The 12,663-nt window shown below is 71.0% G+C and carries 11 protein-coding genes and 1 tRNA gene; 6 read left to right on the top strand and 6 right to left on the bottom strand.

Annotation, left to right across the window (positions count from 1 at the left end; genetic code table 11):
- Positions 1-15: 15 nt before the first annotated feature.
- From ACYVOF_RS18495 to ACYVOF_RS18485, 3 genes are all read right to left on the bottom strand, one after another.
- The gene (locus ACYVOF_RS18495; RefSeq protein WP_460869109.1) at positions 16-621 is read right to left on the bottom strand and encodes a trimeric intracellular cation channel family protein; all 606 of its coding nucleotides are present in this window, start codon (positions 619-621) and stop codon (positions 16-18) included.
- 99 nt (positions 622-720) lie between these two features.
- Positions 721-2,190 carry an NAD-dependent succinate-semialdehyde dehydrogenase gene (locus ACYVOF_RS18490; RefSeq protein WP_460869108.1) on the bottom strand — a complete coding sequence of 490 codons (1,470 nt, stop codon included), beginning with the start codon at positions 2,188-2,190 and terminating at the stop codon, positions 721-723.
- A 125-nt stretch (positions 2,191-2,315) separates the two neighbouring features.
- The gene (locus tag ACYVOF_RS18485; protein WP_460869106.1) at positions 2,316-3,443 is read right to left on the bottom strand and encodes an NDMA-dependent alcohol dehydrogenase; all 1,128 of its coding nucleotides are present in this window, start codon (positions 3,441-3,443) and stop codon (positions 2,316-2,318) included.
- A gap of 170 nt (positions 3,444-3,613) precedes the next feature.
- Here ACYVOF_RS18485 and ACYVOF_RS18480 point away from each other — a divergent pair.
- The 3 genes from ACYVOF_RS18480 to ACYVOF_RS18470 all read left to right on the top strand — a co-directional run bounded on the left by ACYVOF_RS18480 (position 3,614) and on the right by ACYVOF_RS18470 (position 6,940).
- Positions 3,614-3,686 (top strand) — tRNA-Arg (locus tag ACYVOF_RS18480).
- Positions 3,687-3,809: 123 nt separating this feature from the next.
- Positions 3,810-5,213, top strand: a complete 1,404-nt coding sequence (locus ACYVOF_RS18475; RefSeq protein ID WP_460869104.1) for a hypothetical protein — start codon at positions 3,810-3,812, stop codon at positions 5,211-5,213.
- Positions 5,214-5,359: 146 nt separating this feature from the next.
- Positions 5,360-6,940 carry a long-chain-fatty-acid--CoA ligase gene (locus ACYVOF_RS18470; RefSeq protein ID WP_460869103.1) on the top strand — a complete coding sequence of 527 codons (1,581 nt, stop codon included), beginning with the start codon at positions 5,360-5,362 and terminating at the stop codon, positions 6,938-6,940.
- A 10-nt stretch (positions 6,941-6,950) separates the two neighbouring features.
- Here ACYVOF_RS18470 and ACYVOF_RS18465 read toward each other — a convergent pair whose 3' ends face one another.
- On the bottom strand, positions 6,951-7,580 hold the full coding sequence (locus ACYVOF_RS18465; RefSeq protein ID WP_460869101.1) for a hypothetical protein: 630 nt from the start codon (positions 7,578-7,580) through the stop codon (positions 6,951-6,953).
- A 179-nt stretch (positions 7,581-7,759) separates the two neighbouring features.
- Between ACYVOF_RS18465 and ACYVOF_RS18460 the strand changes: the two genes are divergently transcribed.
- Both ACYVOF_RS18460 and ACYVOF_RS18455 read left to right on the top strand, forming a co-directional pair.
- Complete coding sequence (locus tag ACYVOF_RS18460; RefSeq protein WP_460869100.1) at positions 7,760-8,650, top strand: SGNH/GDSL hydrolase family protein; 891 nt, start codon at positions 7,760-7,762, stop codon at positions 8,648-8,650.
- Positions 8,651-9,100: 450 nt separating this feature from the next.
- On the top strand, positions 9,101-9,631 hold the full coding sequence (locus ACYVOF_RS18455; protein ID WP_460869098.1) for an LppP/LprE family lipoprotein: 531 nt from the start codon (positions 9,101-9,103) through the stop codon (positions 9,629-9,631).
- Here ACYVOF_RS18455 and ACYVOF_RS18450 read toward each other — a convergent pair.
- Together ACYVOF_RS18450 and ACYVOF_RS18445 are read right to left on the bottom strand one after the other, a co-directional pair.
- The gene (locus ACYVOF_RS18450) at positions 9,628-10,554 is read right to left on the bottom strand and encodes a homocysteine S-methyltransferase family protein (RefSeq protein ID WP_460869096.1); all 927 of its coding nucleotides are present in this window, start codon (positions 10,552-10,554) and stop codon (positions 9,628-9,630) included. The genes ACYVOF_RS18455 and ACYVOF_RS18450 overlap by 4 nt on opposite strands.
- A gap of 110 nt (positions 10,555-10,664) precedes the next feature.
- Positions 10,665-11,486 (bottom strand): mycofactocin-coupled SDR family oxidoreductase, encoded by an 822-nt coding sequence (locus tag ACYVOF_RS18445; RefSeq protein ID WP_460869094.1) that lies wholly within the window; start codon positions 11,484-11,486, stop codon positions 10,665-10,667.
- 173 nt (positions 11,487-11,659) lie between these two features.
- Here ACYVOF_RS18445 and ACYVOF_RS18440 point away from each other — a divergent pair.
- A partial coding sequence (locus ACYVOF_RS18440) for a serine/threonine-protein kinase (protein WP_460869092.1) occupies positions 11,660-12,663 on the top strand: 1,004 nt, incomplete at its 3' end.

The following is a 12,663-nucleotide window of genomic DNA, read 5'->3' as shown; positions in this document are numbered from 1 at the left end:
CAGTGTGCCTGGCGGTCAGCGCAGCTTCGGGGTGGGGAAGTTCCAGTCCCGGAGCACGGCCACGGTGCGCAGCGCGATGGCCACGGCCGCGCCGACGAGGGTGGCGACGTCGAGCCGCAGGCCGAGCGCCTCGCCGGCGACGACGACCACGGCGCCGAGCAGCGCGGCCAGGGCGTAGATCTCGCGGCGCAGCACCTCGGGCACCTGGTTGAGCAGCACGTCGCGCAGCACCCCGCCGCCGATGGCCGTCAGGGTGCCGACGACCACGGCCGCCAGCCCGCCGGCGCCCAGGGTGAGCGCGGTGGCCGCGCCCTGGGTGGCGAACAGGCCCATGCCGATGGTGTCGAGCACGAGGATGGCGGGGCGCAGCTTGACCAGCCCGGGCTGCGCGACGAAGGCGAGGAACGACAGCGCCAGCGCCACAGCGGGGTTCGGCCAGTACACCAGGGACACGGGCGGGGTGACCCCGAGCAGCACGTCGCGCAGCACGCCCCCGCCCAGCGCGGTCAGGGTGCCCAGCACGCAGATGCCGAACAGGTCGAGCTGGGCGCGGACCGCGGCCAGCGAACCCGAGGCGGCGAAGGCCGCGATCCCGGCCAGCGCGAACACGTCCTGCAGCACCGCGCGAGGCTAGCCCGGGCGCACCCCCTGCATCCCGCGGGCTCGATGCAGGTCCGGGGGCCGTCCCAGTGCATCGAGCCCGCGGGATGCGGGATGGGGTCAGGGGGTCATGGCGATGTACTTGGTCTCCAGGTACTCGGCGATGCCCTCGACGCCGCCCTCGCGGCCGAAGCCCGAGGCCTTCATGCCGCCGAAGGGGGCGGCCACGTCGGAGACCACGCCGCGGTTGACGCCGATGATCCCGGCCTCGATGGACTCCGCCACTCGCAGGCACCGGTCGAGGCCCTGGGAGTAAAAGTAGGCGGCCAGGCCGAACTCGGTGTCGTTGGCCAGCGCGATCCCCTCCTCCTCGGTGTCGAACGCCGTGATCGGGGCGACGGGGCCGAACACCTCCTCCTTGAGGATGCGGGCGTCCGGCGTGACCCCGCCGAGGACGGTCGGGGTGTAGTAGGTGCCCTGCCGGTCGGGCGCCGAGCCGCCGGTGAGCACGGTCGCGCCCTTGGCCACTGCGTCGTCGACCAGCTCCTGGCAGGTGTCGACCTGGTCGGAGTTGATGAGCGGGCCCACCTCTGTGCCCTCCTCGGAGCCGCGGCCCACGGTCTGCGCCGCCATCCGCTCGGTGAGCTTGCGGCTGAACTCCTCGAGCACGGGGCGCTGCACGTGGAAGCGGTTGGCCGCGGTGCACGCCTCGCCGCCGTTGCGCATCTTGGCCAGCATCGCGCCGTCCACCGCGGCGTCGACGTCGGCGTCGTCGAACACCACGAAGGGGGCGTTGCCGCCGAGCTCCATCGAGGTGCGCAGCAGGTGCTTGGCCGACTTCTCGATCAGGCCCTGCCCGACGGAGGTGGACCCGGTGAAGGTGAGCTTGCGCAGCCGGGGGTCGTCGAGCAGCGGCTCGGTGACCTCGGCGGAGTGCGCGGTGGGCAGCACCGAGAGCACGCCCTTGGGCAGGCCGGCCTCGTCGAAGAGCTGGGCCAGCAGCATCATCGTCAGCGGGGTGGCGCCGGCGGGCTTGACGATCATGGTGCAGCCGGCGGCGAAGGCGGGGCCGAGCTTGCGGGTGCCCATGGCCAGCGGGAAGTTCCACGGGGTGATGGCCAGGCAGGGGCCGACGGGCTGCTCGTGGACGAGGATGCGGCCGGTGCCCAGCGGGGAGTGGGTGTAGCGGCCGTTGACGCGCACGGCCTCCTCGGACATCCAGCGCAGGAACTCCCCGCCGTAGGTCAGCTCGGCGGTGCTCTCGGGCAGCGCCTTGCCCATCTCCAGGGTCATGAGCAGGGCGATGTCGTCCTTGCGCTCCTGCACCAGCTCCCAGGTGCGGCGCAGGATCTCGCCGCGCTCGCGCGAGGGGGTGGCGGCCCAGTCGGCCTGCGCGGCGACGGCGGCGTCCAGCGCGCGGGTCGCGTCGTCGGGGGTGGCACTGGCGATGGTGACCAGCGTGTCGCCGGTGGAGGGGTCGATGACGTCGAAGGTGCCGCCGTCGGCGGCGTCGACCTGCTCGCCACCGATCCAGAGCTTCGTGGGGAGGGAGTCGATCAGGGTCTGCTCACGTGCAGTCAGTCCAGGCATGGGTTCCACCCTCTGCCCGGGCCGACGGGCGTGCCAACTCGAACGCCGACGACCCCCTCACCCGGGTGGGGTGAGGGGGTCGTCGGGTGCTTCGGTTTCAGGCCGTCGAGTCTGAAACCGGAGCGTCAGTTCCGGTCGGCGTCGGTGTAGACGACCATGCCGCGGATGTTCTTGCCGGCCTTCATGTCGTCGTAGCCCTGGTTGATGTCCTCGAGCTTGTACTTCGTGGTCACCAGGCCGTCGAGCTTGAGCTGGCCCTCCTGGTAGAGGGAGAGCAGCGCGGGGATCTCGGCGCGCGGGTTGGAGCCGCCGAAGATGGCGCCCTGCAGGTCCTTCTGCAGCAGGGTGAGCTCGAAGAGGCTGAGCTTGACGTCGAGGTTGGCGGCCGAGCCCATGCCGGTGACGACGGTGCGGCCGCCCTTGCCGGTGAGCGAGAGGGCCTCCTGGACGTTCTCGCCCTGGATGTCGCCGACGGTGATGATGACCTTCTCGGCCATGCGGCCCCAGGTGAGCTCGTTGACCCCGCCCATGGCCTCCTCGGCGCTGGCGTAGGTGTGGGTGGCGCCGAACTCCATGGCGCGCTCGCGCTTGGACTCCACCGGGTCGATGACCATGACGCGCTTCGCGCCGGCCGCGGCCGCACCCTGCACCGCGTTCATGCCCACGCCGCCGGCGCCCATGACGACGACGTTCTCACCGGGGCGCACGTCGGCGACCTTGGTGGCCGAGCCCCAGCCGGTGGTGACGCCGCAGCCGACCAGCGCCGCGACCTCGAGCGGGATGTCCGGCTCGATCTTCACGACGGACGCCTGGTGCACGGTGATGTACGGGGAGAACGTGCCCAGCAGGCACATCGTCTGCACGCCCTGGCCCTTGGCGGTGACGCGGTTGGTGCCGTCGGAGATGGCCTTGCCGCCGAGCAGCGCGGCGCCGAGGTCACACAGGTTCTGATGGCCGTTGGAGCACGGCGGGCACTGCCCGCAGGCGGGGATGAAGGCGGTGACGACGTGGTCGCCCTCCTTCAGGCCCGTGACGCCGGCGCCGACCTTGATGACCGTGCCCGCACCCTCGTGACCGCCCAGGACGGGGGTCTCGATGGGGGTGGCGCCGGTGACGAGGTGCTCGTCGGAGTGGCAGAGGCCCGACGCGGCGAGCTCGACCATGACCTCACCGGCCTGGGGCTCACCGACCTCGATCTCCTCGATCGACCACTTCTCGTTGATGCCCCAGAGGATCGCGCCCTTGGTCTTCACGTGTTGTCTCCCGAGTCGTCGTGAACGCATGTGTTGATGGATCCCGGCCAGTGTGACTCACGCCACGACGGGAGTCGACCACCGCACGGTAGCCCCAGGCGGCAGGCGCGTCGGGACGGGCGGACCGCCCGGTATCGTCCCGGGCGCGCCGGGCCCGCGAGCTGGCGCGCGCCTCTATAGCTCAGGGGATAGAGCATCGGTTTCCTAAACCGTGTGTCGCAGGTTCGAATCCTGCTAGGGGCACAAAATTTGAATGTTGTCTATAAGTTGGGAGGCGGATAAATGCCTACTCGTTGGGCAATCGTATCCCTACCCGCCACTTCGCCTCGGTCGGCCGCACAAATTGCGCCGGAAGCTGGCTGGAAAGTGCGATCGGCTGCTGCCACCGATGAACTAGTTACTCCTGAAGAAAACTACTTGAAGACGCGCGCAAGCCTTGTACGGATCGAAGAACTTGTCGAGCCCTACCGTCATAATGTGCAGGAGCGACTGGCCTCGTACCCTTCGCCTAGCGGACTAGTAAGCGAAGATCTCATTCGCAAGTTACCAGCCGAGATAACAAGGCTGGAGCACGACCCTTCCTTTACCGCGGCTGTACGGTTGTTTCAAACCGCCATTGGCCTCGCAGAGTCGCCGGAACTTCTTGACCGCCTAAGAGGGCTTATCGAAAACGTACTTCGTCTAGAACACCCGACTTCGAGATTTTTTGTTGTAGAGACAGATAGATTAGCTCTGACTCGAGGTGCCTTTTTGCGAGCCCTGACCGCTGCCGAGTTTGGCCCCGAGGTATTCTCGCAGCCCGAAGCTATTTTCGAGGGCTTCAATGGCGCAAGATCGCTAATTGGCGCCTTCGATTACGGCCTCCAACCGTTCATCTCGCCAGCACTCCTTACTTTAGCTCCCTGGGTAACCGGCATTGCGGCTACACGACCTCAAGCAACTATCGTCTGGTTATTTGATTATCCAGTTATTGGCAAAACCGAGCCCTCCACGCAATTGATGGATCTCGCACGATCAGATCGCGCAACGACACTCCATCAATCCCCCATGAGCTGCTCCTTCACGCAGCGTGAAGCCACCGAACTATTGCTTTGGTGGTCTGAGCGTATAAATACAATTCTCCGTGATCGGTTGGATCCAACAAACTTTGTCGTAAATAGGTCCCACCCGAAGCACGACCCAGCGCGCCAGACAGCATATGGGCTTAGCCTCGAGCAAGTTTTCACTGATTTAGTGGACCTTCTTTCTTCGACAAGACGCAATCAGGCGCTGCGGGTCAAAGTTTTGTGGGATGTCCTAGACGCCCTTGAGGGAATGCGGATTCTTGATTTCCGCACTATGACTACTCCTTCGAAAGTACGGCAGGCCATCACCGATCTGCGATCTACATTACCGCCCTCGGTCGCTCCTATCGCGCTATGGCGATGCGAGGCCGCAGCTGACGCTCTGGACGACGTCCAAAAAGGCTTTACGCCAACGACCAGGGCGCGCGCCGGAGGTCTTGAGCAGGTGCCCCGAGCTAAGGGAACCGGAGATGAGACAGTCCAGTGGGATGACGCCATTCCTGACTACTTGCGCGTTGTGCGCAACCTTTCTCACGCCGCTGGTAGTAAGGTTTTAGCGAACAGGCGTCAAAAGCATCTGCTAATGTCCCACACTGGCGAACTCGGCGAGTCATTGCCGGATCTCGCTTATCTGTGGCTCCTTCGAATCGTTGCCGATCCTTCCTTAGCTATCGCGCCGCAGATCGAGGCCAGCGGGGGGCCGTAAGAATGAACGGCAGACCAAATAGCGCTTGATAAGAACACGTTCGCTTCAGCGGGAACTCGCCTACGCCACTACAAATGGAGTCGGTACTAAAGGGCAGCCACAGTATTGACTTGCCACCTCAATGTGACGTGGACCACGATGGGCGGGTGACCGTGCCCGCGCCGACCTTCCTCGATGACCGCCTCGCCCACTGGGCCGCGACCACGCCCGACGCCGAGGCGATGACCTACCTCAGCCGCACGTGGACGTGGGCGCAGTGGGATGACCGGGTCCGCCGAGCCGCGGGGACGCTCAAGGCCCTGGGCGTGGGCCGCGGGGGCGTCGTCGCGTTCCTCGACAAGAACCACCCGGCCTGCGTCGAGCTGTCCATGGCCGCGAGCACGCTCGGCGCCGCCAACGCGATCGTCAACTGGCGCAGCTCCCCCGACGAGGTGGAGTACGCCGTGGCCGACTCCGGCGCGACCGTCCTCGTCGTCGGCGTCGAGCTCGTGGACACCGTCGCCCAGGTGCGCCACAACCTGCCCGCGGTGCAGCACGTCGTCACCGTGACGCCGGACGGAACCGAGGGCGACGAGTGGGAGGCGCTGCTGGCGGGCGCCGAGCCCACCGGCCGCGACCCCGAGGTGACCCCCGACGACACCTGCCTGGTCATGTACTCGTCGGGCACCACGGGCCGGCCCAAGGGCATCATGCTGACCCACGCCAACATGGTCGCCCACACGCTCGCCGCCCACGACGGCTGGGAGTTCCGGCCCGGCCAGAAGTCCATGGTCGCGATGCCGCTGTTCCACGTCGGCGGCTCGTCCTACGTGCTGTTCGGCATCCACGACGGCGTCCCCAGCGTGATGACCCGCGAGCCCGACGCCGCCTCCCTGGCCGGCGCGATCATGGCCGGGGCCACCGCCACGTTCCTCGTCCCAGCCGTGCTCGCCCAGGTGCTGGCCGCCGGGCCCGACGCGGTCGCGCTGTTCGGCCGCCTCACCACCTACACCTACGGCGCCGCCCCCATGCCGCTGCCGCTGCTGCGCGCCGCCATGCAGGCCTGGCCCGACACCGACTTCATCCAGGTCTACGGCCTCACCGAGACCGCCGGCGTGGCCACCCACCTCATGCCCGAGCACCACCGCGAGGCCCTGGCCACCGGCCGCTACGAGCGCCTGGTCTCCGCGGGCGTGCCGCTGCCCGGCATGGAGGTCAAGGTCGTCGAGCCCGACACCGGCGAGGAGGTGGGCGTCGGCGAGCACGGCGAGCTATGGCTGCGCTCGGCGCAGGTGATGAAGGGGTTCCTCGGCAAGCCCGAGGCCACCGCGGAGGTGCTCGTGGCCGACGGCTGGTTCCGCACCGGCGACCTGGGCAAGGTCGACGCCGACGGTTTCGTCTACGTCGAGGACCGCATCAAGGACATGATCATCACCGGCGGGGAGAACGTGTACAGCCCCGAGGTGGAGCGCGTGCTGGCGGAGCACCCGGCGGTGGCCGAGGTGGCCGTGATCGGGGTGCCGCACGAGCGCTGGGGCGAGACGGTCAAGGCCGTGGTCTCGCTCAAGCCCGACCACCACGCCGACGAGGCCGAGCTGATCGCGCACTGCCGCGGCCAGCTCGCGACGTTCAAGTGCCCCACCTCGGTCGACGTCATCGCGGCTCTGCCCCGCAACCCGACGGGCAAGATCCTCAAGCGCTCACTGCGCCGGCCGTACTGGGCCGACCGAGAGCGCGCCACGGTCTGATCGGCGGCGCTCAGCCGCCCTGGCGGCCGGGCCCGCAGATCTCGACGGGGCCGTACCCGCCGCCGCACAGACCCTCGTTGTACGAGATGGTGGCCGACTCCTCGGGCGACATGCAGCCGCCACCGAGACCGGAGAACACCTGGCCCGCGGGGCAGCTCGGGATCTCGTAGGTCGAGGTGGGCGGCTGGTACGTCTGCGCCTCGGCCTCGGCGGACGCGGTTGCCGCCGCCTCGAGCTCGTCGAGCCGGTCCCCGCACCCGATCGCCCGCATCTCCGGGAACAGCTCCGCGTTCGGCAACGGCGAGCTCGCGGCGTACGCGTCGCACTCGGCGTCGGTCATGGCGGTGGGTTGCGCCGGCTCCGGCTCGGCCTCCACCACGGGGACCTCCGCGGCCGACGTGACGGTGGTGGTCGGGGCCGTCGTCGTTGTCGTCGTCGTGGTCGGCGGCGCGGTGGTGACGGGGAGGTCGGCGCACCCCAGTGCGGCGAGGTCGGCCTGCGCAGATCCCTCCGGCGGCGGCGCCGCGCTGCGCTGCTGCAGGACGGCCGCGCACTCCGCCGTCGTCAGCTGCGTCGGCTCGCTGCTGCACCCCGCGAGCACCACGCCGGCCACGGCCAACGCCACCACGAGAACCTTCACGTTAAACCCCCCCTGCGCGCGACCCCCCGGTCACGTCGGGTGCACCTCAGGCCACCGCAGGCCGACGCTTGGTGGGTGCTTGACCGTCTCGGGCTCGTCTCGCACGGAACGCGGGAGTGCGTAACCTGCGTCACAGCCAGCGAGGCACCGTCGCCCCGCTCCTCGACCCAGGAGTCCCCGTGCGCCGCACCGCCTCCCTGCTCGCCAGCGCTGCCCTCGTCGCCGTCGCCCTCGCCGGGGGCACCGCCACCGCCTCGGCCGGCACCACCCCACCGACCGCGAACGGCGCGTCGATCAAGACCTCGCCCTACGTCGCCCTCGGCGACAGCTACTCCTCGGCCGCCGGGGTGCTGCCCCAGGTGCCCGGCGCTCCTGCCGCCTGCAGCCGCTCGCTGCTGAACTACCCGCACGACATCGCCGCGACCACCCAGCCCGCGTCGTTCACCGACGTCACCTGCAGCGGCGCCCGCACCTCGGACTACTTCACCCCGCAGACCGCCGGGCAGCCCCCGCAGCTCGACGCCGTCACCAAGGACACCCGGCTGGTGACGATGACCATCGGGGGCAATGACGAGGGCGTCTTCGTCAACTCGTTCTTCGGCTGCGCCCAGCTGACCCCGACCGACCCGACCGGCAACCCCTGCCAGCGGACGTACGGGTCGACCTTCGTCGACACCATCCGCAACCAGACCTACCCGAACCTGGTCAACGCGCTCTCCGCGGTGCGCGCCAAGGCGCCGCGGGCGAGCGTCGTCATCCTCGGCTACCCGCAGATCCTGCCGCCCGTCGGCAGCGCGGCGTGCACCGCGCAGACGAGTATCGCGATCGGTGACGTCCCGTGGCTGGTGAACCAGCAGCTCGTGCTCAACGACGCGGTGCGCCGCGCGGCCGCCGCCACCGGGTCCCGCTACGTCGACACCTTCACCCAGTCCGCCGGGCACGACGCGTGCGCCGGTCCGGCCCGGTGGATGGAGCCGCTGGTCGCGCCCGTCAACGCCTACCCCGTCCACCCGAACGCGGTGGGCGAGGCGAAGATGGCCGAGGCCACCCTGGCGGCGATCGGGCGCTGACCCGCGGCCGCGCGGGTTCCGCGAATCCGCTGACAAGGACGTCCGTCTGATGCCACCGTCGATCGACGGATCGGAGGGGATGTGGCGGAGCGCGACGACGTCCTGGGGGGCGGCGACGACCCGGTCGGGCAGCGCAAGCCCCGCACCGTGCCGTGGCCGGCGATAGCCGGTGTGTTGGCCTTGGCCGTCGCGCTGCTGACGGGATATGTCCTGGGCAGTCGCGAGGCCGTGGCACCTACGCCAGCGGCGGCGCCGTCCACGGCCGCCACGCCAGCCGTCACGACCACTACCTCCGGCGCGTCGGCCACGACGTCTTCGTCACCACCTGACACGACCCCTACGGACCCGACTCCCACCTGCGGCGTCGATCTCAGTGCCTCAGCAGTGACGGACGCCGTCGACGGGCTGCCGCCGGAGACGCGGACCGGCCGGCCGTTCAGCACCGCTGGCGTGCGAGGCAACTACGACCCGTGCGCGACGCTCTCGGCCGCGCTGGTCTACGTCGAGGGTGCCACCGGCGGGTCACCGGTGCAGGCGCTGCTGTTCCACGACGGCACGTACATCGGGACCGCCACCTCGACCGCGTACGGGTTCACGAGCCTGAACCCGTCGCTGAGCGAGGGCGACACCGTGGCGCTGAACTACCGCACCGGCGGGTCATGCAGCGCGTGCGACGACGGCACTACTACCACGGTGCGCTACCAGTGGGACGGGACGAGCGTGCAGATGCTCGACGACCTTCCCTACGGCAGCGGCAGCGGCAGCGCCGCGACGTCGTCCGCTGCGTCCACGACGGAGCCCGTCTGCCGCGGCGTCAACTGCCCGAAGCCCGGGGTGGTCGGCAACCCGGGCGGCCCACGCAGTCGAGGGGTCGCGCTGGTGTCCTGCCCACGAGACCAGGAAGTCGGAACCGGCCTCTACGCCGACGGCCAGCTCGACTACGCGCCCGAGTGCCTGCCCGGCGGCTCCGGCGGGCGCTAGCCCTCCGACGTCACCAGTGCGGCCAGCTCCCGGACGTGCTCGGGCCCGATGCCGCAGCACCCGCCGACGATCGTGACCCCGCGGCGCACCCACCCCGCGGCGTGCGCGGCGTAGTCGGCCGGGGAGATGACGTCGTCGAACACCCAGTGCCCGGCCCGGAAGTCGCCGCTGTGCGCGTACACCGCCACGGGTCCGGACCACTCGGCGAGCGCGACGTCGAGGCAGGCGTCGACGAGCGCGACGTCGGTGTGCATGACCGCCAGGGCGTCGACCCCGCGCCCGTCCAACGCGCTGATCGCCTCGCTCATCGGTTGGCCGTGCTTCAACCGCGGCACCCTGTCCGGGAACGTCCGCTGCCCGTAGTCCCCGCAGCTCAGCCCCACCCACACCGGCAGCCCCGCGGTCTGCGCGCCGTCGAGGGTGGCCAGCATCCGGTCGACGTCGACCATCATCTCCAGGATCACCAGCTCGGCCCCGGCGGCCGCCAGGACCGCGACCTGGTCGGCGGTGTTGCGGCGGACCTCGTCGAGGGTGGGCTCGCGGGGCAGCTGGGTGGTGAGGAAGGTCCAGCTGCTGATGCCGGCCGCGACGACCACGTGCTCGGCGCCGGCGGCGTCGCGGGCTTCGATCGCGAGCTCGACCGCGCGCCGGTTCACCGCCTCGAACTGCTCGCCCACCCCGGCGGCGTCGAGCACGTGGCGGTGGGTGGCGAAGGTGTCCGCGATGAGCAGCTCGGCGCCCAGCGCCACGTAGTCGGCGTGCACGGCGCGCACGGTGTCGGGGTGGGTCAGCACGCCGCCGCCGCTCCACGCGCCGGGCAGCACCGGCACGCCGCGGCGCTCGCACTCGGTGCCGGTGGCTCCGTCGATGAGGACGGTGCGGCCGGCGGCCGCCCGGGCCAGGAGGTCGTCGTAGGCAGGCACGGGCACTCCGAACGGTGAGCTCCCGGGACCCCGGGCGGGCGCCGGGGCGACCGGGCGGGATGGACCGTATCCGCGGTCGCGGCGGGGCGCCCGGTGACGGGACCGGGCGCTCAGAAGTGCTGCGCGCCGCCGTCGATCGAGAGGTGCTCGGCGGTGATGAACCGGGCCTCGTCGGAGAGCAGGAACGCGACGGCGTCGGCGATCTCGTCGGCCTCGGCGTAGGGCGGGTCGATGAAGGTCGTGCCCATGACCCCGAGGCGCGGGTTGGTCTCCGTGGCCGCCGTCATCGCCTGCACCATCGAGCCTCCGCCCATCGGGGTCGCCACCCCACCGGGGTGCACCGAGTTCACCCGGATCCCGTGCGTCCCGAGCTCGGCGGCGAACGCCCGCGTCATCCCCGTCACCGCGTGCTTGCTGGTCGTGTAGTGGACCATGAACGGCTGCATCTTCTTGCCCGCGTAGGAGCTGGTGAGCACGATGGAGCCGCCCCGGCCCCCGGACACCAGGTGCGGTGCCGCCGCCATGACCGTGTTCCACACGCCGGTGACGTTGATGTCGAGGTGGTCGCGGAACATCTCCGGGCTCACCGTGTCCCACGCCGCGGGCACGCAGATGCCGGCGTTGGCGACGACGAGGTCGAGCCGGCCCAGCTCGGCCACCCCGCGCTCGACGAACGCCGTCATGTCGGCGAGGTCGCGGACGTCGCCGACGTGGGTCAGCACCCGGCGGTCGAGCTGCTCGACCGCGGCGGCCACCTCGGCGAGGTCCTCGGGCGTGGCGGAGTCGTAGACCACGGAGGCGGGCAGGGGGCCCGCGAGGTCGAGGGCGAGGACGTCCGCGCCCTCCCGCGCCAGCCGCAGCGCGTGGGCCCGCCCCTGGCCGCGCGCGGCCCCGGTGACGAACGCGACCTTGCCCTCGAACCGACCCGCCACCGGACCCACCCTCCGCGCCGCGGGCGCCGTCGGTGCCCGTCGAGGACCACGACCCTCCCCCGGCGTCGGACCACCCGCAAGGGCCGCCGCGGTCGCCCCGGGTCGGTCGCGGCACCTAGGGTCCGAGCCACCCACCCGCCCGCGGCACGACGCGCCGACCCCCAGGAGCCACCGTGAGCGTGGACGACGACCGATCGCCCCGCATCGGGCCCGGCACGCTGCTCGACGGCCGCTACCGCCTCGTCGAGCCCCTCGGCGGCGGGGCGATGGGCACCGTGTGGCTCGCCCACGACGACGCCCTCGACCGCACCGTGGCCGTCAAGCAAGTGGTGGCCGGGGTCGACGAGGCCGACCGGGAGGCGCGCCGGGAGCGGGCGCTGCGGGAGGGCCGCATCGCCGCCCGGCTCGACAACGTCCACGCCACCGCCGTGTACGACGTGGTCACCCACGACGCCGACCCGTGGCTGGTCATGGAGCACCTGCCCTCCCGCGACCTCGCGAGCGTCATCCGGGCCGAGCAGGTGCTGCCCGTCGCCCAGGTCGCGCAGGTCGGCGCCCAGGTGGCCGACGCCATGGCCGACGCGCACGCCCTGGGCATCGTCCACCGCGACATCAAGCCCTCCAACATCCTCGTCGGGGAGGGCGGCCGCGACGACGGCGTCGTCAAGATCGCCGACTTCGGCATCGCCCAGGCCGACGGGGAGGCCAGCGCCGACGCCCCCAGCACCGTCAGCGGCACCCCCGCCTACTTCGCCCCGGAGTGCGCCCGCGGCCGGCCCGCCACGGCGCCGAGCGACGTCTTCTCCCTCGGCTCCACCCTCTACGCCTGCCTGGAGGGCGTGCCGCCGTTCGGCGTCGACCCGGACAGCTGGACCATGCTGCGCCGCGTCGCCGCCGGACGGTTCGAGCCGCCCACCCGCGCGGGCGACGTGGAGCCGGTGCTGCTGCGGATGCTGGCCCCCGACCCGGCCGACCGGCCCACCATGGCCGAGGTCCGCGACGAGCTGGCCGCCGTCGCCGCCGGGCGCCGGGGCGCCGTGGCCGACGTGCTCGCCGAGCGGACCGAGCTGGCTCCGCTCTCCCGCGCCGCGGCCCCGCTCGCCGCCCTGGTCGTGGCGGGGGCGGCGGCCCGGGCGGCCGGCGACCTGGTGGACGGCGCGGGCGCGGCCTCCGGGGG

The sequence above is a fragment of the Rhodococcus aerolatus genome (assembly GCF_054783215.1).
The sequence above is the reverse complement of the archived record's forward strand: the minus strand, read 5'-3'. Positions and strand labels throughout refer to the sequence as shown.